Origin of the sequence: Duganella aquatilis (genome assembly GCF_009674565.1) — a bacterium.
Lineage (GTDB): Bacteria > Pseudomonadota > Gammaproteobacteria > Burkholderiales > Burkholderiaceae_D > Rugamonas > Rugamonas aquatilis.
The window spans coordinates 66,085-86,504 of sequence record NZ_WKJL01000009.1 but is presented as its reverse complement, the minus strand read 5'-3'; the positions used below and the strand labels follow the sequence as shown (position 1 = coordinate 86,504).

Below are 20,420 nucleotides of genomic sequence, written 5' to 3'. Positions count from 1 at the left end.
ATACCCCTTCAAAACAATGGCTCACGCCTCCTATGCAAGAGCACTCTAGTAGCGTCAAGACTGACGCTAAACCCCACAGGTCGCTGTTTGAACGGCTGACCGCCCTGATTTCCCCCGAGCCCGAGAACCGATCGGAGCTGCTCGAAGTCCTGCATGACGCCCACGAACGCAACCTGATCGACGCCGACGCCCTGTCGATGATCGAAGGCGTGTTCCAGGTGTCCGACCTGTCCGCCCGTGACATCATGATTCCCCGCTCGCAAATGGATGTCATCGACATCTCCAAGCCGATCGAGGAATGGATGCCGCTGGTGCTGGAAACCGCCCACTCCCGCTTCCCCGCCATCGAAGGCGAACGCGACAAGGTGATCGGCATCCTGCTGGCCAAAGACCTGCTGCGCTACTACGCCGAAGAATCGTTCGACGTGCGCGACATGCTGCGCCCGGCCATCTTCATCCCGGAATCGAAACGCCTGAACGTGCTGCTGCGCGACTTCCGCGCCAACCACAACCACATGGCGATCGTGGTCGATGAATACAGCGGCGTCGCCGGCCTGATCACCATCGAGGACGTGCTGGAACAGATCGTCGGCGACATCGAGGACGAGTACGATTTCGACGAAGAGGAAGACAACATCCTGTCGATCCGCGAAGGCCAGCACGGCCCGCGCTGGCGCGTCAAGGCGCTGACCGAGATCGAACAGTTCAACGAAGAGCTGGCCACCGCGCTGCCGGACGACGATGTCGACACCATCGGCGGCCTGGTCGCCAAGCACCTCGGCCGCATGCCGCACAAGGGCGACACCTTCGATTTCGAAGGCCTGCGCTTTGAAGTGCTGCGCGCCGACGCCCGCCAGATCCACGTGCTGACGGTGGAAAAACTGCCGCCGGCCCCGGCCGACCAGGACGACGACGCATAATGCGCTTTCGCCGCGCAAATCCCAACGATCCCCCCAAGCCGCAACGCTCGACCCCAGGCCGGATGATCATCACCGGCGTGGCGGGCGCGCTGTGCGTGTTCGCCTTCGCGCCGTTCGGCTGGTGGCCGCTGGAGATCCTCGGCCTGGCCACGCTGTTCTACCAGGTCCTGCGCAGCACCAGCGTCAAGGCCGCCGCGCTGATCGGCTGGGCCTTCGTGGCCGGCTGGACCGCCGCCGGCATCCACTGGCTGTACGTCTCGATGCATACCTACGGCGCCATGCCGGCGCCGCTGGCGGCGCTGGCGGTGCTGCTGCTGGGCGCCGCCATGGGCGTCTACGGCGCGCTGGCGATGGGCGGCGCCTGGTGGCTGCGCAAGCGCTGGTCGCTGCCGCTGCCGGCCGCCAACCTGCTGGTGTTCCCGGCCATGTGGTCGCTGTTCGAATGGCTGCGCGGCTGGCTGTTCACCGGTTTCCCGTGGCTGGCCTCCGGCTACGCCCACAACCACGGCCCGCTGGCCGGCTTTGCGCCGGTGATCGGCATGTACGGCCTGGGCTGGCTGGCCGCGATCATCGCCGGCGCCCTGCTGCTGCTGCTGCACCGGACGCGCCTGCGCGCGGCCGGGCTGGCGGTGGCCATCGGCGTGGCCGGCGTCGGCCTCAGCTTCCTGCACTGGACCCATCCGGAAGGCCAGCCGATCTCGGTGCGCCTGCTGCAGGGGAATATCCCGCAGGATGAGAAGTTCAACGGCGCCCGCGTGCTGTCCGCCCTCAAGCTGTACCAGGACGCCATCACCGCCGCGCCGGCCGACCTGATCGCCACGCCGGAAACCGCCATCGTCATGCTGCCGCAGCAGCTGCCGCCGGATTACCTGCCGGGCCTGGCGCAGTTCATGCACCGGACCAACAGCAACCTGATCCTCGGCATCCCGCTGGCCGACAGCCAGACCGCCTATTTCAACAGCGCCATCGGCATCGCCGCCAACGGCGCCAGCTACTACCGCTACGACAAGCACCACCTGGTGCCGTACGGCGAATTCATTCCCTACGGCTTCCGCTGGTTCGTCAACCTGATGTCGATTCCGCTCGGCGACCAGACCAGCGGCCGCGACGTCCAGCCGGCGTTCCCGATCAAGGACCAGCGCGTGCTGCCCAACATCTGCTACGAAGACTTGTTCGGCGAAGAAATCGCACAGCAGCTGAACCACCCGGCGCAGGACCAGAAACCGGCCACGCTGCTGCTCAACATCTCCAACCTGGCCTGGTTCGGCGACACCATCGCCATTCCGCAGCATTTGCAGATCTCGCAGATGCGCAGCCTGGAAACCGGCCGTCCGATGCTGCGGGCGACCAATACCGGAGCCACCGCCATCATCAATGGCGAAGGCAAGGTGGTGCAGCAGCTGCCGGCCAACACCTTCGGCACGCTGGCCGCCACGGTGCAGGGCATGGCCGGCAGCACACCCTATATCATCTGGGGGAACAAGCTGTTCCTGGTGCTGGCCGCGCTGTCACTGGCGGGTGCCTGGTTTTTGACGCGCCGCGCAAAAAATCAGCCAAAAACCGCTTAACCCGCTAAAATCATCCCTTTAGCGAAACTGCAACCGCGCGCCCGCCGGCCCCTGCCCGGGCGCGCCACCGACGATCACAAGATGCTGACATTTCAACAAATTATCCTGACCTTGCAAACCTACTGGGACAAGCAAGGCTGCGCCCTGCTCCAGCCATACGACATGGAAGTGGGCGCCGGCACCTTCCACACCGGCACCTTCCTGCGCGCGATCGGCCCTGAGCCTTGGCGCGCCGCCTACGTGCAGCCGTCGCGCCGTCCGAAAGACGGCCGCTATGGCGAGAATCCGAACCGCGGCCAGCACTACTACCAGTACCAGGTGGTGATGAAGCCGGCGCCGGAAAACATCCTCGACCTGTATCTGGGTTCGCTGGAGGCGCTGGGCCTGGACCTGAAGCAGAACGATGTCCGTTTCGTCGAAGACGACTGGGAATCGCCGACGCTGGGCGCCTGGGGCCTGGGTTGGGAAGTCTGGCTGAACGGCATGGAGGTGACGCAGTTCACCTACTTCCAGCAGGTCGGCGGCCTGGATTGCAAACCGGTGCTGGGTGAGATCACCTACGGCGTCGAGCGTCTGGCCATGTACCTGCAGGGCGTGGAAAACATGTATGACCTGGTGTGGACCACCTGGGAAGAAAACGGTGAAACGAAAACGCTGAAATACGGCGACGTGTTCCACCAAAACGAGGTGGAGCAGTCGGCCTATAACTTCGAACACTCGAACACCAAGCTGCTGTTCTCGCAGTTTAACAACCACGAATCGGAAGCCAAGCGCCTGATCGAAGCGCAACTGACGCTGCCTGCCTATGAGCAGATCATGAAGGCCTCGCACAGCTTCAACCTGCTGGACGCGCGCGGCGCCATTTCGGTGACCGAACGCGCCGCCTACATCGGCCGTGTGCGCGCCCTGTCGCGCCTGGTCGCCCAAGCCTACTACGACTCGCGCGAGCGCCTCGGTTTCCCGATGGCGCCAAAAACCGCAGCTGCTGAATAAACGATATAAACGATATGACTCAAACTCTGCTCATCGAACTGCTGACCGAAGAACTGCCGCCGAAGGCGCTCGCCAAACTGGGCAAGGCTTTCGCGGACGGCATCGTCAACGGCCTGAAATCGCGCGACTTCCTGGAAGCCGACAGCGTCGCCACCGCCTACGCCACGCCGCGCCGCCTGGCCGTCGCCATCACCAAGGTGCGCGCCGTGTCGCCGGACAAATCGATCCGCGAAAAAGTGCTGCCGGTCTCGGTGGCGCTGGACGCCGCCGGCAACGGCACGCCGCCGCTGGCCAAGAAACTGGCCGCGCTGGGCTTCCCCAACCTGACCGTGGCCGATCTGGAGCGCGCGCAGGACGGCAAGGCCGAAAGCTTCTTCTACACCTACACCGCCGCCGGCAGCGCGCTGCAAGCCGGCCTGCAAATGGCGCTGGAAGAATCGGTCGCCAAGCTGCCGATTCCTAAAGTGATGAGCTACCAGCGTCCGGACGGCGCCACCGTGCAGTTCGTGCGCCCGGCCCACGCGCTGATCGCGCTGCATGGCGACACCGTGCTGCCACTGACCCTGCTGGGTCTGACCGCATCGAACGTCACCGAAGGCCACCGCTTCCTGACCGCGCCGGGCCAGCGCGCCGTCACCATCGCCAACGCCGATGTCTACGCCGCCACGCTGGCAAGCGAAGGCAAGGTGCTGGCCAGCGTCGAACAGCGCAAGGAACAGATCCGCGCCGACCTGCTGGCAAAAGCCGGCGCCGACCTGGTGCTGATGCCGGAAGCGCTGCTGGACGAAGTGTCCGCGCTGGTCGAATGGCCGGTGGTCTACGAATGCAAGTTCGAGGAAGAATTCCTGGCCGTGCCGCAGGAATGCCTGATCCTCACCATGCAGACCAATCAAAAGTATTTCGCGCTGACCGACACCAACGGCAAGCTGCGCTCGCGCTTCCTGATCGTCTCCAACATCGCCACCGACACGCCGACCGCCATCATCGACGGCAATGAGCGCGTGGTGCGTCCGCGCCTGTCCGACGCCAAGTTCTTCTTCGAGCAGGACAAGAAGAAGACCCTGGAATCGCGCCTGCCGCTGCTGGACAAGATCGTCTACCACAACAAACTGGGCACGCAAGGCGCGCGCGGCGAACGCGTTGCGGCGCTGGCCGGCTTCATCGCCACCGCCATCGGTGGCGACGCCACGCTGGCGATCCGTGCGGCCAAGCTGTCGAAGGCCGATCTGGTCACCGAGATGGTCGGCGAGTTCCCGGAGCTGCAAGGCATCATGGGTACCTACTACGCCCGCAACGACGGCGAACCGGAAGATGTGGCGCTGGCCGCGTCGGAACACTACCAACCGCGCTTTGCCGGCGACGCCCTGCCGACCACCGTTACCGGCACCGCCGTGGCGCTGGCCGACAAGCTGGAAACCCTGGTCGGCATCTGGGCCATCGGCCTGGCGCCGACCGGCGACAAGGATCCGTTCGCGCTGCGCCGCCACGCACTGGGCGTGCTGCGGATGCTGATCGAAAAGCGTTTGGCGCTGTCGATCAGCAGCCTGCTGTCGCATGCCGCGCAATTGTTCAAGTCCGTGCAAGGCTTCAAAGACCCGTCGGCCGACGTCGCAACCTTCATGTTCGACCGCCTGCGCGGCATCCTGCGCGAGCGCGGCTTCTCGGTCAACGAGATCGAAGCCGTGGTGGCCCAGAACCCGGACCGCCTGGACGACATCGTGCAGCGCCTGGAAGCGGTGCAGGCCTTCGCCGCGCTGCCGGAATCGGCCTCGCTGGCGGCCGCCAACAAGCGCATCACCAACATCCTGAAGAAGAACGAGGAAGCCCTGGCCGCCGTCGGCGAACAAGGCGTCAACGTCTCGCTGCTGCAGGACGCCGCCGAGAAAAACCTCAACACCGCCGTGGTGCGCGTGCTGCCGGAAATCGACGCCGCCTTCAACAACGGCGACTTCGCCGGCACGCTGAAAACCCTGGCCCAGCTGAAGGAAGAGGTGGACGCCTTCTTCAACGACGTCATGGTCATGGCCGAAGACGTCGCCCTGCGCAACAACCGTCTGGCGCTGCTGTCCTCCCTGCACGGGATGATGAACCGCGTGGCCGACATCTCGAAACTGGCGGCGTAAATGGGTACGCCGTCCATGAAACTGATCATTCTCGATCGCGACGGCGTTATCAATCACGATTCGCCGGACTTCATCAAATCGCCGGCCGAGTGGATTCCGATCCCCGGCTCGATGGAAGCGATCGCGCGCCTGAACCAGGCCGGCTACCGGGTGGTGGTGGCGTCGAACCAGTCGGGCATCGCCCGCGAGTTCTTCGACATGACCATCCTCAACGCCATCCACCAGAAGATGCACAACCTGGCGCAGCAGGTAGGCGCCGACATCGACGCGGTGTTCTTCTGCCCGCATGCGGCGGCCGACAACTGCGACTGCCGCAAGCCCAAGCCGGGCATGTTCACAGAAATCTCGCAGCGCTATAAAATCAGCCTGAAAGGCGTGCCGGTGGTCGGCGATTCGCTGCGCGACCTGCAGGCCGGCTATGTCAGCGGCTGCGTGCCCTACCTGGTCCTGACCGGCAAAGGGGAAAAAACCCAGGCCACCGGTGGTCTGCCGCCCGGCACCATGGTGTTCCCGGACCTGGCCGCGATGGTCACGCACCTGCTGAAAACCAGCGTGCCGCCGGCGCTGCACGTCGTCAGTTAAACAGTTTTTGGAGTCTGCATTGGGTCATCCCATTTTATTTCTGCGTTCCCTGATCTTCACCATCGTCATGGTGGTATCGACCATCGTCTGGTCCTGCGTGTGCTTCCTGGTGGCGCCGCTGCCGTATGCGAACCGCTTCTTCGTCACCTCGCGCTGGAACGTCTTCATGATCTGGTGCCTGAAGGTCATCTGCGGCATCCGCTACGAAATCCGCGGCCAGGACAACCTGCCGGACGCGCCGGCCATCGTGCTGTCCAAGCACCAGTCGGCGTGGGAAACCATCTTTCTGCTGCCGAACATGCCGCGCCCATTGGTGTTCGTGTTCAAGAAGGAGATCCTGTACATTCCCTTCTTCGGCTGGGCCATGGCGCTGCTGCGCATGATCCCGATCGACCGCAAGCAGGGCAAGCACGCCTTCAAGCACGTGGTCCGTCACGGCAAGCGCCGCCTGGCGCAGGGCCTGTGGATCATCATGTTCCCGGAAGGGACGCGGATTCCCGTCGGCCAGACCGGCAAGTACAAGAGCGGCGGCACGCGCCTGGCCATCGAGACCGGCGCCGTGGTGGTGCCGATTGCCCACAATTCCGGTGAGTGCTGGCCAAAAAACTCTTTCATCAAACGCCCAGGCCTTGTTACAGTATCGATAGGCAAACCAATCTCGCCGGAAGGCCAAACCCCGGACAGCATGATGCAACAGGTGGAAACTTGGATAGAATCAGAAATGCGCGTCATTTCGCCCCACGCCTACAACGCTGGTTAGACGATCTGGCGACGCTGGTCAAACCGGCGTCCCCCGATCCGAATCAGCCGGACCTGTTTGGACGGGAGGCGTCGGCGCCTCCCAAGCCGGTGTACACCACGCCGGTGTGGTCGGTTCCGCCGACGCCTGCCTCATCGACAACCCCTCCTCCCGTATCGCCTTACGTCGCGCCGCCGGAAACGGCCGTCCCGGTCAAAACCAGGCCGCTGGTGGCGCCGCCGTCCGATCTGCCGCCGCGCCGCCAGCTGATGGTCGGCGATTTCATCCTCGAATACGAATTGCGCCGCTCGACGCGGCGCTCGATCGGCTTCATGATCGACGACGACGGCCTGCGCGTGACCGCGCCCAAGCGCATCAGCATCGCCGAAATCGACGAGGCGATCCGCACCAAGCAGCACTGGATCCTCAGCAAACTCAAAGAGCGGCGCGAACGCCGCGCGGCGCGGCTGCAAAAGCCGCCGGTGGAATGGATAGACGGCACACAGATTCCGTATCTGGGCCAGGACATCACCTTGCGGCTGCTGGTCGGTGGCCGCAACCGCAGCATCTACAATCCCAACACCCGCGAGCTGTGGATGACGCTGATGCCGGGCGCCAGCGAAAACCTGCTCAAGGAACGCGTCAAGGCCTGGTATCAGCAGCAGGCCAAGACCCTGTTCGAGGAACGGCTGGACCTGTACGCCGGACGGCTGGGGGTGCAGTACCACTCCTTCGGCCTGACCTCGGCCGGCACGCGCTGGGGCTCGTGCACGGCCGACCGCAAGATCCGCCTGAACTGGAAGCTGATCCACTTCTCGCTGCCGCTGATCGACTACGTGGTGGCGCACGAACTGTCGCACATCCTGGAGATGAACCACAGCCAGCAGTTCTGGGACACGGTCGGCCTGATTTATCCCGAATACGACGAAGCCAAAAACCTCCTCCGCAAACGCTCGCAAGAGCTGCCTGTGCTGTTCCCCTGACATCCAGAAAGAAGTCCATGCAATTCATTCCTCGCAAGACCTTGCCGGCGGCGCTGCTGCTGTGCTTTGCAGCCGCTCACACCATCGCCGCCGATGCCGGTCCCAACGTCACCGGCCACCAGGCCGAGATCGACCAGATCGTCAAGGAAATCTCGCCGCAGCGCATCGAGGGCTATGTGCGCAAGCTGGTCAGCTTCGGCACCCGCCACACCATGTCCGACACGGTGTCCGACACGCGCGGCATCGGCGCCGCGCGGCGCTGGATCAAGAGCGAACTGGAACGCTGCGGCGCGGCGGCCGGCGGCCGCCTGCAGGTCAGCTATGACAGCCACGTGCATCCCGTGATGGCGCGCCTGAGCCAGCCGACCGAGATCGTCAACGTGGTGGCCACACTGCCCGGCACGCAGGCTGAATCGGTGGACCGCATGTATGTAGTGAGCGGTCACTACGATTCCCGCGTGACCGAAGTCATGAACGCCACCAGCGACGCGCCGGGCGCCAACGACGACGCCTCCGGCACCGCCGCCGTCATCGAAATGGCCTGCGTCATGGCGCGCCACAAGTTCGACGCCACGCTGGTGTTCATGACTGTGGCGGCCGAGGAGCAAGGCCTGCTGGGCGCCGCCAACTGGGCCGAGCTGGCCAGGCAGAAGAACTGGAATATCGCCGGCATGCTGAACAACGACATCATCGGCAGCTCGCGCGCCGATGACGACCATGTCGACAACACCCAGGTGCGCCTGTTCGCGGAAGGCATCCCGGCGGTCAAGGAAATGTCGGACGCGAATCGCGCGCTGGTGGCCACCGGCGGCGAGAACGACTCCATCACCCGCCAGCTGGCGCGCCACATCAAGGAAGTGGGCGAGCGCTATGTCGACAAGTTCAGCGTCAACGTCATCTACCGGCGCGACCGCTACCTGCGCGGCGGCGACCACAGCCCCTTCCTCGATCGCGGCTACGCGGCGGTGCGCTTCACCGAACCGAACGAGGACTTCAGCCACCAGCACCAGGATCTGCGCGAGGAAGGCGGCAAAAAAATCGGCGACCTGCCGGAATACGACGACTTCAACTACATCGCCCAGGTGGCGCGCGTGAACGCGGCCTCGCTGTCGTCGCTGGCGCTGGCGCCGGCCGCGCCGCAACAGGTCAAGGTGCGCACCGCCAAGCTGGATAACAATACGGAACTGGTATGGCAGGCCAACAAGGAGCCGGACCTGGCCGGCTACCGCATCGTCTGGCGCGACACCACGGCGCCGCAATGGCAGGGCGCCCTCTACGTCGGCAACACGACCCAGTACATCATCCCGCGCTCCAAGGATAACTTCCTGTTCGGCGTGCAGGCGGTCGACAAGGACGGCAACGCCAGCGTCGCCACCTACCCGCTGCCGCAGCGCTAGACCAGGCTAGAAAAGGGACGGCAGCAGCGCCAGGGTGCGGCGGGTGGCGCCGCGGTGCTGGTTGGCGAAGGCCAGGGCATTGTCGCCCATCGTCGCGCGGGCGGCGGTGTCGTCCAGCAGGCTGGCGGCGGCGGACATCAGGCCGGCCGCGTCGGCGACGCGTTGGGCGCCGCCGGCAGCCAGGGCGTCTTCGGTCACCAGTTCGAAGTTGAAGGTGTGTTCGCCGATCAGCACCGGCTTGCCCAGGGCCGCCGGCTCGATCAGGTTCTGGCCGCCCAGCGGCAGCAGGCTGCCGCCGACGAAGGCGATGTCGCACGCCGAATAATAGGCGAACATTTCACCCATCGAGTCGCCCAGCAGCACGGCGACGCCGCCCGCCATGGCGCCGCCGTCCAGCGCCAGCCTGCTGCGGCGTTCGACCGTCAGGCCGCGCGCGGCGATCATGTTTTCCACTTCATCGAAGCGCTGCGGATGGCGCGGGACGATCAGCAGCAGCAAGTCGGCCGGCAGCGTTGCGCGGGCGTTGATGAACGCTTGCAGGATCAGCTCTTCCTCGCCCTCGCGGGTGGAGGCGCACAGCAGCACCGGACGTGCGCCGATGGCGGCGCGCAGCGCGATGCCGATGGCCAGCGCCGCCTCCGGCACCACCACGTCGAACTTGATGCTGCCGGTGACTTCCACGCGCTGCACGCCCAGCGAGCGCACGCGCTGTGCATCGGCCTCGGTCTGCGCGGCCACCAGCGCGATGCCGCGCGCGGCGTCGGTCAGCAGGGAACCAAAGCGCGTGGCCTTGCGCAGCGAACGTTCCGACAGGCGGGCGTTGGCCAGCACCACCGGCACGCCCCTGGCGCCGCAGACGGCGATCAGGTTCGGCCAGACTTCCGTCTCCATCAGGATGCAGACGCTCGGCTGGAAGTGGCGGATGAAGCGCGACACCATGCTGCCCGTGTCGTACGGCAGATAGGATTGCACCAGCCGCGCGCCATGCCTGGCGAACAGCGCCTTGCCGGTGGCGCGCCCGGTGGGCGTCATGTGGGTGAGGATGATGCGGCTTTGCGGATACGCGGCCAGCAGCGCATCGACCAGCGGCTCGGCGGCGCGCGTCTCGCCGACGGAAACGGCGTGCACCCACAGCACCGGCGCGGCGGCACTGCCATCGGCGCGGCCGTAGAAACCCAGCCGCTCGCCCCAATGCTGGCGATAGCCCGGCTCCTTGCGTCCACGCAGCCACAGGCGCGTCAGCACCAGCGGCAAAGCCAGCCACCACATCAGGGAATAAAACAGACGCATAAATCAGCCCAACAGACTCCGGGCCGCAGCCAGCACTTCCGCCACCGATGGCGGCGTGCCCTGATCACCCAGATTGATAATGCGCGGCGACCAGTTGCCCTCGGTCTTCCAGCGCGGCGAATCGGCATAAATCTCCACCGTCGGCCGCACGAAGGCCGCCGCGATGTGTACCAGCCCCGTGTCGACGCCGATCACCAGCGCGGCGCGGCGCGCCAGCATGATGGCGTCGGCCATCGGCAGCTTCGGCAGCACCACCGCATTCGGCAGGCCGGCGGCGATCCGCTCCGCCTCCGCCTTTTCCTTCGGCGAACCCCAGGGCAGCAGGACAGGCATCGGCGCCAGTTCCTTGCCCAGCGCGATCCAGTTGTCGGTGGCCCACTTCTTGGCGTCGCGCGCGGTGCCGTGGAAGTAGACCGCATACGACGCCGGCATCCACTCGGGACGCGGCGTATCGTCCGGCAGCGCCGGCAGGCCGAAATCGGCCGGCGTATCGACCGCATAGCCCAGCGCCGCGCCGGCGACGATGCGCCCGCGCGCCACCGCGTGCGTGCGCGGATCGGTCGGAATGCTCAGATGATGGAAGATGCGCGAGATACCCTCGTAGCCGGAACCTTCGCTGCCGTTGGCCAGGCCGACCTTGCGGCCGCCCTTCGCCACGCGCGCGGCGCCCATGATGATGCCGGTCTTGAGCAAGCCCTGGGTATCGAATACGAAATCGTATTCCTGCTGGCGCAGCGTGCGGAAGAAGTGCTTGATCTCGGCGCGCGTTTCCGGCTTGCCGAGGCTCTTGCGCCAGCGCCGCAACGCGAACGGAATCACGTTGCGCACGCGGGCGTTCAAGCGCACCAGGCTGACAAAGCCCTCCTCCACCACCCAGTCGATATTCGCGTCCGGGTAATGGCGGGCGATGTCGGCCACCATCGGCATGTTATGCAGCACGTCGCCCAGGGACGACACGCGCACCAGCAGGATATTCAGCGGCTTTTGATTCGACATCGCAGTTTAGAACGGCAGCTCCGCGTCAGGCTTGGCAGCCAGGATCACGCTCTTGAACTGGCCCTGGATGCGTTCCAGCGCGGCCGGCGTTTCCGCCTCGAAGCGCATCACGATCACCGGCGTGGTGTTCGAGGAACGCGCCAGGCCGAAGCCGTCCGGGTATTCCACGCGCAGGCCGTCGATGGTGATGATGCGCTCATTGCCAGGGAACTTGGCGTCGGCGCGCAGCTTGTCCATCACGCTGAAGTTCTCGCCTTCCTTCAGGTGCAGGTGCAGCTCGGGCGTGCTGTCCGACTGCGGCAGCGCGTTCAGCAGCGCCGACGGGTCCTGCTGCTTGGTCAGGATCTCCAGCATGCGCGCGCCGGCGTACAGGCCGTCGTCGAAGCCGTACCAGCGGTCCTTGAAGAAAATGTGGCCGCTCATTTCGCCGCCCAGCGGGGCGCCGGTTTCCTTCAGCTTGGCCTTCACCAGCGAGTGGCCGGTCTTGTACATCAGCGGCACGCCGCCGGATTTCTCGATGTAGGGCGCCAGGTGGCGGGTGCACTTGACGTCGTACAGGATCTGCGCGCCTTGATTGCGCGACAGCACGTCTTCCGCGAACAGCATCATCTGGCGGTCCGGATAGATGATCTGGCCGTCCTTGGTCACCAGGCCCAGGCGGTCGCCGTCGCCGTCGAAGGCCAGGCCGATCTCGGCGTCGGTCTCCTGCAGGCAACGGATCAGGTCTTGCAGGTTTTCAGGGTGCGCCGGATCCGGATGGTGGTTCGGGAAAGTGCCGTCCACTTCGCAGAACAGCTCGATCACTTCGCAGCCCATGCCGCGATACAGGTCGCCGGCAAACGCGCCGGCCACGCCGTTGCCGCAGTCGACGGCGATCTTGATCGGACGCGAAATCTTCACATCGCCGATGATGCGCTGCAGGTATTGTTCGCGGATGTCGTGGGTGCTGTAGGCGCCCGGGTTGGCGACGGCCGAACCGTCGTGCGCCAGGATGCTGTCGTACAGGCCGGTGATCGCCTCGCCGTGGATGGCCTCGCCGGCCAGCACCATCTTGAAGCCGTTGTAGTCCGGCGGATTGTGGCTGCCGGTGACCATGATGCCCGACGCCGCGCCCAGCACGTTGGTGCCGAAATACACCATCGGCGTGGCCACCACGCCCAGGTCGATCACATCGACGCCGGACGATTGCAGGCCTTCGGCCAGTGCTTTCGCCAGCGCAGGGCCGGACAGGCGGCCGTCACGGCCGATCACGACTTTCTTTTCGCCTTTGGCCAGCGCGGCGCGGCCGAAGGCGGCGCCGATCTGGTGCGCCACACCGGCGTCCAGGGTGTTATCGATGATGCCGCGAATATCGTAAGCTTTGAAGATGGTTTTGGATAAGGTGACCATAGTGGGATTGTACGTGCGGGATTAGTAGGAAGGAGCTTGCCTGCATTGCAGCAGACACAACTTTCATATAGTAATTGTGATAATGGCGACGCGCAAGCCTTGCAATTGTGCGGTGCGCAAATCAGTGCTTTTTATGCCGAATCATCCAGCGCGGCGCCTTGAAACGCACGATGCGCACGTAAATCCAGATATAACTGCCGATAAACAGCATGCAGAACAGCATCAACACCCAGGTATGGCGCCAGAACACGGTGGCCGGAATCACCGCCGTCAGCGAGAACAGCCACAGATAGGGCGAGGTCAGCGAATTACGGCGGATCAGCGCGCGCGCTTCCTTGCGGCCCACCGCCCATTGCACGATGCGGCGGAAGATCAGGCTGTGCAGGTGGATGCCGTCCGGCATGGCCGGCGACTTGCCGCGCACGAACATGCGGCGGTAGACCGAGAACAGGGTTTCAAAGGTCGGATAAATCAGCAGCAAGGCGGCATACCAGGTCGACACCTGCGGATTGCGCATCACCAGCAGCAAGGCCAGCTCGCCGAGCATGAAGCCGATGAAATAGGCGCCGCCGTCGCCGAGGAAAATCAGGCCGACCGGGTAGTTCCAGATCAGGAAACCGGCGGTGGCGCCGGCCACCATCAGCGCGGCGATCAGCACGAACATATCGTTGACCTGCAGGGCCACATAGCCGAGCGACAGCAGCATGCAGATGCACACCACGCTGGCCAGGCCGTTGAACCCGTCGATGATGTTCACTGCGTTGGCGATGCCGGCCACCGCCAGCACCGTCAGCGGCAGCGTGATCCACATATACGGCAGCGTCCAGGCCGAGAACGGCCAGTCCAGACGGTCGATGCGGGCGTCGAGCAGGAAATAGCCGAGCGTGGCGGCCGCCATGGTCAGCAGCAGACGGCGCAGCGGGCTGACGCGGCCGGTGTAATCTTCGACGATGCCGCCGGCAAAGGCGACGGCGGCGCTGGCCAGCAGCGCCAGCAGCAAGTCCCCCAGCACCGGCACGCGCCAGATGGAAATCGTCGAGCTGATCGCCACCGCCACAAAAATCGGCAGGCCGCCGATGCGGGCCACGTGGTGGGCGTGGACTTTCTGCACGCCGTTGAAATTGGCGTCCAGCGCCGGACCGTGCAATCTCGCTTCTTTAATGACCAGCAAGGTCAGCAGCGCGGAAGCGATAAAGCTCAGTAGGAAGGAAAACATATTATTTTAATTTCTGCGTTGTATCGCAACACGAAGCATTATCAACGTGCCAACAGCTGATTGTACAGGATTACACGCGGCAGCCAGCGTTTAGCGGGCCGCCGGCATAATACCAGTAGCGCCCTGCACAACAGAGCATGCTTACCAATCGATACAACTCCTAACTCCGGGGTCAGGTCCCTCATTTCTACACGGCCCCAGCTGTAGCGGTCGCTACAGCTGGGGCCGTGTAGAAATGAGGGACCTGACCCCGGAGGGGGTCTTCAGCGCGAGACGACCTTGTCTTCCAGGATCTGCAGCAGGTATTGGCCGTAGTTGTTTTTCTTCAGCGGCTCGGCCAGCTTGCGCAGCTGGTCGGCGTTGATATAGCCCTTGCGATACGCGATCTCTTCCGGGCAGGCCACTTTCAGGCCCTGGCGTTTTTCTATCGTGGCGATGAACTGGCCGGCTTCCAGCAGCGAATCGTGGGTGCCGGTGTCCAGCCAGGCCATGCCCCGGCCCATCACTTCCACGTTGAGCTGGCCCTTGTCCAGGTACACCTGGTTGACGTCGGTGATTTCCAGCTCGCCGCGCGCCGACGGTTTGATGTTGGCGGCAATGTCGCACACCTGGCTGTCGTAGAAGTACAGGCCGGTGACGGCGTAGTTGGACTTCGGCTGCTTCGGCTTTTCCTCGATCGACACCGCGGTGCGCTTGTCGTCGAACTCGACCACGCCGTAGCGCTCCGGGTCCTGCACGTGGTAGGCGAACACGGTGGCGCCGTCGGTCTGCTCGGTGGCATGGCGCAGCAGCGCATCGAGGTCGTTGCCGTAGTAGATGTTATCGCCGAGGATCAGCGCCGACGGCGCGTCGCCGACGAAGTCCTTGCCGATGATGAAGGCTTGCGCCAGGCCGTCCGGCGATGGCTGCACCGCGTAGCTGATGCTGATGCCCCACTGGCTGCCGTCGCCCAGCAGATCCTTGAAGCGCGGCGTGTCCTGCGGCGTCGAGATCAGCAGGATTTCGGTGATGCCGGCCAACATCAGCACGGTCAGCGGATGGTAGATCATCGGCTTGTCGTAGATCGGCAGCAGCTGCTTGGACACGCTCATGGTGACCGGGTACAGCCGGGTGCCGGAGCCGCCGGCCAGGATGATGCCCTTGCGTTGAGGAGTGCTCATGCCTGGCCTTCGCGGTTAAAGTAATTGGTCTCCACCCACTTGGCGTAGCTGCCCGACTGCACGTCGGCCACCCAGGCCTGGTTGTCCAGGTACCACTGCACGGTCTTGGCGATGCCGCTCTGGAAAGTCTCGGCCGGTTTCCAGCCCAGCTCGCGTTCCAGCTTGCGCGCGTCGATGGCGTAGCGGCGGTCGTGGCCGGGACGGTCCTTGACGAAGGTGATCTGGTCGCGGTAGCTGCCTTCGGCCTTCGGCTTCAGCTTGTCCAGCATGTCGCACAGCGTGTGCACCACGTCCAGGTTGGCCATCTCGTTCCAGCCGCCGACGTTGTAGGTCTCGCCCAGGCGGCCCGCTTCCAGCACGCGGCGGATGGCGGCGGCGTGGTCGGTGACGTACAGCCAGTCGCGCACCTGCTGGCCGTCGCCGTAGATCGGCAGCGGCTTGCCGGCTTGCGCATTGGCGATGATCAACGGGATCAGTTTTTCCGGGAAGTGGTAAGGGCCGTAGTTGTTGGAACAGTTGGTGGTCAGCACCGGCAGGCCGTAGGTGTGGAAGTACGAACGCACCAGGTGGTCGGACGCGGCTTTCGACGCCGAGTATGGGCTGTTCGGCGCAAACGCAGTGGTTTCGCTGAACGGCGCATCGTCCGGTCCCAAGGTGCCATACACCTCGTCGGTGGACACGTGCAGGAAGCGGAACGCCGCTTTCTCGTCATCCGGCAGCGCCGACCAGTAGGCGCGCGCCGCTTCCAGCAGGCTGAAGGTGCCGTTGATGTTGGTGTTGATGAATTCGCCTGGACCGAGGATGGAGCGGTCGACGTGGCTTTCGGCCGCGAAGTGCACCACGGCGCGCGGCTTGTGCTGCTGGAACAGCGCCAGCACCTGGGCCTGGTCGCAGATATCGCCGCGCACAAAGGTATGGCGCGCGTCCTGTTTCAGCGAGGCCAGGTTGTTCAGATTGCCGGCATAAGTCAGCTTATCGAAGTTGATGACAGGCTCATCCGACTGGGCCAGCCAGTCCAGGACGAAATTTGAGCCTATGAAACCAGCACCACCCGTTACAAAAATCATTTAGTATCCCGCAGCAAGCGTCAAATTAGTCGTAGGCATGATTTTATGTGAAGTGTCCCGTGACGGGGCAAAAATAAGCAACGAACCAGCGAGCGTCCATATGAAAACCTATGTCATCGGGGATTTGCAAGGCTGCCACGACCAGGCCCTGGCCCTCCTCGACCGCATACGCGTCCACGCGGCCGACAGCGGCGTGGCGGAGCCATCCATTCTGTTCGCTGGCGACCTGATCAATCGCGGGCCGGACTCGCTGTCCACCTTGCGCCACGTGCGCAGCCTGGCCATCGCCAGCGGCGGCCTCATCGATAGCGTGCTGGGCAACCACGACCTGCACCTGCTGGCGGTGGCCTACGGCATCCGGCCCGAACACAAGTCCGATACGCTGGCCGAGATCCTGCATGCGCCGGACCGCGACGAACTGATCGACTGGCTGCGGCGCCGGCCGCTGGCGATCCGCTCCGGCGAGCACGTGCTGGTGCATGCCGGCCTGCTGCCGCAATGGACCGGCGCGCAGGCGATGGCGCTGGCCGGCGAGGTACAGGACATGCTGCGCGGCGACAGCATCGCGGATTTCCTGGCCGAGATGTATGGCAACGAGCCGGCCCAGTGGTCGGACGATCTGCAGGGCGTGGAACGGCTGCGCTGCATCATCAACGCCATGACGCGGCTGCGCTTCTGCACCGCCGATGGCGTGATGGATTTCAAGATGAAGGAAAGCGGCACGGCCGATCCATCGACCGGCCTGATGCCGTGGTTCGACGTGCCCGGCCGCCGCAGCGCGCGCGAGACGGTGGTGTTCGGCCACTGGTCGGCGCTGGGCCTGACCCTCCAGCCCAAGCTGCTCGGTCTCGACAGTGGCTGCGTGTGGGGCGGCCAGCTGTCCGCCGTCTGCCTGGAAGACCGTACGCTGTTGCAGGTGCAGTGTCCGCAGTTCAAGGAACCGGGCGGAAAAGCCTAGTGCGTCGTTGACGCCGTGACGCCCAGCGCGGCGGCCACGGCTTGATGCGTGACTTCGGCCAGGTCGCGGCGGTGCGCGCCGGTGGTGTCGACCGGCGGCAAAATCGCCAGCCTGGCCTTGACCGGCGGCCCGTTCAGGATCAGCACGATGCTTTCGGCAAAGCTGGTCTCGCCGATGAAATCCACCGACGGATGCCGGCCGCCGTTGGCATCCTCGTACATCAGCGCAAACGGCTGCACCGGCACCTTGGCGTCAATGGCGGCCTCGAACAGGTTGGCGTGGAACGGCAGCAGGTTGCCCTGCGCCGCCGTGGTCCCTTCCGGGAAGAACGCTACCCGCTCGCCCTGCTCCAGCGTGGTCACCAGTCCCTTGAAGATATGCCGCAGATCGCGCCGGTTGCCGCGCGAGATGAACACGGTGCCGGCCTTCTCCGCCAGCCAGCCGGCCAGCGGCCAGGAACGGATCTCGGCCTTGGCGACGAAATGGCTGGGGTGCAGGCTGTGCACCACGAAGATGTCCAGCCACGACACGTGATTGGCCACCACCATCGACCGCTCCAGCACCGGCGCGCTGCCGGCCGCCGTCTCGACGGTCACATTGCACATGCCCAGCAGCTTGGTGGACCAGCGGCGGATGTGCGCGTTGCGCCGCTCTTGGCCGATCCATGGAAACACCGTGGCGCAGATCGCCATACCCTTGAACACGTGCAGCAGCACCCGCACCAGGCGGAAGATAGTCGACAGTTTCATGCAAACAGGTCAGCGTTGATAGGCAACGTAGCCGGCCACGATGGTGGTTTGTACCTGACCCGCCAGGTTATAGCCGAGGAACGGCGTGTGCTTGCCCTGGCTGGCCAGCGCCGACGCTTCCACCGTCCAGTGCGCACCCGCGTCGAACAGCACCACGTCCGCCACCGCGCCTACCGACAGCGTGCCTGCCGCCAGGCCGGCCACGCGCGCCGCTTCCGAGGTGATGCGGGCCAGCGCGCGCGACAGTGGACGCTGGGCGCCGGTGTCCTGCGTGGCGGCGTAATCATCAGCCCATTTCAGCGTCAGCGACAACAGCAGTTCCAGGCCGGTGGCGCCGGGCGAAGCCTCGCCGAACGGCAGCAGCTTCTCGTCGTCGTCGACCGGCGTGTGGTCCGAGCACAGCGCATCGATGGTGCCGTCCAGCAGACCGAGGCGGATCGCGTCGCGGTCGCGCTGGCTGCGGAACGGCGGCGCCATGCGCGCGTTCGAATCGAAGAAGCCGATGTCGGCGTCGGTCATGTGGATGTGGTGCGCACCGACGTCGCAGGTGACCGGCAGGCCTTCAGCCTTGGCCTTGCGGATCAGTTCCAGGCTGGCGGCGGCCGAGATGCGGCACAGGTGCACGCGGGCGCCGCTGGCGCGCATCAGTTCGAAGATGGTGTGCAGCGCGATGGTTTCCGACATCACCGGCACGCCGGACAGGCCCAGGCGCGACGCCAGCGGACCGGACGCGGCCACGCCGCCAATGCCGATGTGCGCATCCTGCGGACGCAGCCAGACGGTGTAGCCGAAGGTCTTGGCGTACTGCATGGCGCGCAGCAGCACGTTGGTATCTTCAATCGGCTGCTCGGCGTGCGAGAAGCCGATGCAGCCCGATTCGGTCAGCGCCGACATCTCGGTCAGCTGCTCGCCCTTCAGGCCCATGGTCAGTGCGCCCAGCGGGTGCACGTGCGCCTGGTTCAGCTTTTGCGCGCGGTATTTCAGCATCTCCACCAGACCCGGCTCGTCCAGCACCGGATCGGTGTCCGGCGGGCAGATCAGGGTGGTGACGCCGCCCTGCATGGCGGCCTGCATTTCCGATTCCAGCGTGGCCTTATATTCGAAGCCCGGCTCGCGCAGGCGCGCCGACAGGTCGACGAAGCCCGGCGACACGATCAGGCCGGTCGCGTCGATGGTCTGGTCGGCGCTGAAGCCGGCCGCGAATTCAGCCGAAACCGCGCCTACCGCCAGCACCTTGCCGTCGGCGAGGTAAAGGTCATTGATGCCGTCGACGCCGTTGGCTGGGTCGATCACGTGGCCGTTTTTGATGTGAATGTTCTTCATGCTTGCGTCCCTGCTACGATACTCATCACCGCCATGCGTACTGCGATACCAAACGTCACCTGCGGCAGGATCACTGCCTGCGCGCCATCCGCCACGGCGGAATCGATTTCCACGCCGCGGTTCATCGGGCCCGGGTGCATGACGATGGCGTCCGGCTTGGCCAGCGCCAGGCGTTCCGGCGTCAGGCCGTAGCTGGCGAAGTACTCGCCGGCCGACGGCAGCAGCGCGCCGCTCATGCGCTCGTTCTGCAGGCGCAGCATGATGATCACGTCGACGTCCTTCAGGCCTTCATCCATGTTGGTGAAGGTGCGCACGCCCATCTGCTCCAGGCCGCCCGGCAGCAGCGTGTGCGGGCCGATGGCGCGCACTTCCGGCACGCCCAGCGTGGTCAGCGCGTGGATGTCCGAACGCGCCACGCGGCTGTGCAGGATGTCGCCGACGATGGCCACGCGCAGGTTGGTGAAGTCCTTCTTGTAGTGGCGGATGGTGTACATGTCCAGCAGGCCCTGCGTCGGGTGCGCGTGGCGGCCGTCGCCCGCGTTCACCACGTGCACGTGGTTCTGCTTGGTTTCCATCAGGTGCTTGGCGATCAGGTAGGGCGCGCCGGACTGCGCGTGGCGCACCACGAACATGTCGGCGTGCATGGCCGCCAGGTTGTCGATGGTGTCCAGCAGCGATTCGCCCTTGCTGGTCGACGAGGCCTGGATGTTCAGGTTGATCACGTCGGCCGACAGGCGCTTGGCGGCGATCTCGAAGGTGGTACGGGTGCGGGTCGAGTTCTCGAAGAACAGGTTGAACACCGATTTGCCGCGCATCAGCGGCACTTTTTTCACGTCGCGGTCGGAGATGCCGACGAAGGACGAGGCGGTGTCCAGGATGTGATTGAGGATGCTTTTCGGCAGGCCCTCGATCGACAGCAAGTGCTGCAGCTCGCCGTGTTTGTTCAGTTGCGGATTCAGCATGGTGT

Annotated in this window: 18 protein-coding genes; 9 read left to right on the top strand and 9 right to left on the bottom strand. The window is 64.8% G+C overall.

What is annotated here, in order from left to right; genetic code table 11:
- The first annotated feature begins 32 nt into the window (after nt 1–32).
- From GJ698_RS13985 to GJ698_RS13950, 8 genes are all read left to right on the top strand, one after another.
- Nucleotides 33–920: a CorC family transporter gene (locus tag GJ698_RS13985; protein ID WP_154358234.1), complete on the top strand. Its 888-nt coding sequence runs from the start codon at nt 33–35 to the stop codon at nt 918–920.
- Entirely contained in the window at nt 920–2,488 is a 1,569-nt protein-coding gene (lnt, locus tag GJ698_RS13980; protein ID WP_154358233.1) for an apolipoprotein N-acyltransferase, read from the top strand. The genes GJ698_RS13985 and lnt overlap by 1 nt, the downstream gene beginning before the upstream one ends.
- 81 nt (nt 2,489–2,569) lie before the next feature.
- The gene (glyQ, locus tag GJ698_RS13975) at nt 2,570–3,481 is read left to right on the top strand and encodes a glycine--tRNA ligase subunit alpha (RefSeq protein WP_154358232.1); all 912 of its coding nucleotides are present in this window, start codon (nt 2,570–2,572) and stop codon (nt 3,479–3,481) included.
- Between the two features lie 14 nt (nt 3,482–3,495).
- Entirely contained in the window at nt 3,496–5,604 is a 2,109-nt protein-coding gene (gene glyS / locus GJ698_RS13970) for a glycine--tRNA ligase subunit beta (RefSeq protein WP_154358231.1), read from the top strand.
- Nucleotides 5,605–5,619: 15 nt separating this feature from the next.
- Nucleotides 5,620–6,186 (top strand): D-glycero-beta-D-manno-heptose 1,7-bisphosphate 7-phosphatase, encoded by a 567-nt coding sequence (gene gmhB / locus GJ698_RS13965; protein ID WP_154358230.1) that lies wholly within the window; start codon nt 5,620–5,622, stop codon nt 6,184–6,186.
- 67 nt (nt 6,187–6,253) lie between these two features.
- Nucleotides 6,254–6,946, top strand: a complete 693-nt coding sequence (locus tag GJ698_RS13960) for a lysophospholipid acyltransferase family protein (RefSeq protein ID WP_371865314.1) — start codon at nt 6,254–6,256, stop codon at nt 6,944–6,946.
- A gap of 5 nt (nt 6,947–6,951) precedes the next feature.
- On the top strand, nt 6,952–7,908 hold the full coding sequence (locus GJ698_RS13955; RefSeq protein WP_371865313.1) for a M48 family metallopeptidase: 957 nt from the start codon (nt 6,952–6,954) through the stop codon (nt 7,906–7,908).
- Nucleotides 7,909–7,925: 17 nt separating this feature from the next.
- Nucleotides 7,926–9,305 carry a M28 family peptidase gene (locus GJ698_RS13950; RefSeq protein ID WP_154358228.1) on the top strand — a complete coding sequence of 460 codons (1,380 nt, stop codon included), beginning with the start codon at nt 7,926–7,928 and terminating at the stop codon, nt 9,303–9,305.
- A 6-nt stretch (nt 9,306–9,311) separates the two neighbouring features.
- Here GJ698_RS13950 and waaA read toward each other — a convergent pair whose 3' ends face one another.
- The 6 genes from waaA to rfbB all read right to left on the bottom strand — a co-directional run bounded on the left by waaA (nt 9,312) and on the right by rfbB (nt 16,423).
- Nucleotides 9,312–10,595, bottom strand: coding sequence for a lipid IV(A) 3-deoxy-D-manno-octulosonic acid transferase (gene waaA, locus GJ698_RS13945; RefSeq protein WP_154358227.1), 1,284 nt, complete (start codon nt 10,593–10,595; stop codon nt 9,312–9,314).
- 3 nt (nt 10,596–10,598) lie between these two features.
- Nucleotides 10,599–11,591: a lipopolysaccharide heptosyltransferase I gene (gene waaC / locus GJ698_RS13940; protein ID WP_154358226.1), complete on the bottom strand. Its 993-nt coding sequence runs from the start codon at nt 11,589–11,591 to the stop codon at nt 10,599–10,601.
- Nucleotides 11,592–11,597: 6 nt separating this feature from the next.
- Nucleotides 11,598–12,980 (bottom strand): phosphomannomutase/phosphoglucomutase, encoded by a 1,383-nt coding sequence (locus GJ698_RS13935; RefSeq protein ID WP_154358225.1) that lies wholly within the window; start codon nt 12,978–12,980, stop codon nt 11,598–11,600.
- Between the two features lie 121 nt (nt 12,981–13,101).
- Entirely contained in the window at nt 13,102–14,196 is a 1,095-nt protein-coding gene (locus tag GJ698_RS13930) for an MraY family glycosyltransferase (protein ID WP_154358224.1), read from the bottom strand.
- 263 nt (nt 14,197–14,459) lie between these two features.
- On the bottom strand, nt 14,460–15,356 hold the full coding sequence (gene rfbA / locus GJ698_RS13925; protein ID WP_154358223.1) for a glucose-1-phosphate thymidylyltransferase RfbA: 897 nt from the start codon (nt 15,354–15,356) through the stop codon (nt 14,460–14,462).
- Nucleotides 15,353–16,423 (bottom strand): dTDP-glucose 4,6-dehydratase, encoded by a 1,071-nt coding sequence (rfbB, locus tag GJ698_RS13920; RefSeq protein ID WP_154358222.1) that lies wholly within the window; start codon nt 16,421–16,423, stop codon nt 15,353–15,355. Before rfbB ends, rfbA begins: the two co-directional genes overlap by 4 nt.
- A 100-nt stretch (nt 16,424–16,523) precedes the next feature.
- Between rfbB and GJ698_RS13915 the strand changes: the two genes are divergently transcribed.
- The gene (locus tag GJ698_RS13915; RefSeq protein WP_154358221.1) at nt 16,524–17,381 is read left to right on the top strand and encodes a symmetrical bis(5'-nucleosyl)-tetraphosphatase; all 858 of its coding nucleotides are present in this window, start codon (nt 16,524–16,526) and stop codon (nt 17,379–17,381) included.
- Here the strand turns inward: GJ698_RS13915 and GJ698_RS13910 are convergent.
- From GJ698_RS13910 to GJ698_RS13900, 3 genes are read right to left on the bottom strand one after another with little or no spacing between them, the layout of a single operon-like run.
- Complete coding sequence (locus GJ698_RS13910) at nt 17,378–18,130, bottom strand: lysophospholipid acyltransferase family protein (protein WP_154358220.1); 753 nt, start codon at nt 18,128–18,130, stop codon at nt 17,378–17,380. The genes GJ698_RS13915 and GJ698_RS13910 overlap by 4 nt on opposite strands.
- Before the next feature lie 9 nt (nt 18,131–18,139).
- Complete coding sequence (locus tag GJ698_RS13905; RefSeq protein ID WP_154358219.1) at nt 18,140–19,453, bottom strand: dihydroorotase; 1,314 nt, start codon at nt 19,451–19,453, stop codon at nt 18,140–18,142.
- Complete coding sequence (locus GJ698_RS13900; RefSeq protein ID WP_154358218.1) at nt 19,450–20,415, bottom strand: aspartate carbamoyltransferase catalytic subunit; 966 nt, start codon at nt 20,413–20,415, stop codon at nt 19,450–19,452. The genes GJ698_RS13905 and GJ698_RS13900 overlap by 4 nt, the downstream gene beginning before the upstream one ends.
- Nucleotides 20,416–20,420 lie beyond the last annotated feature (5 nt).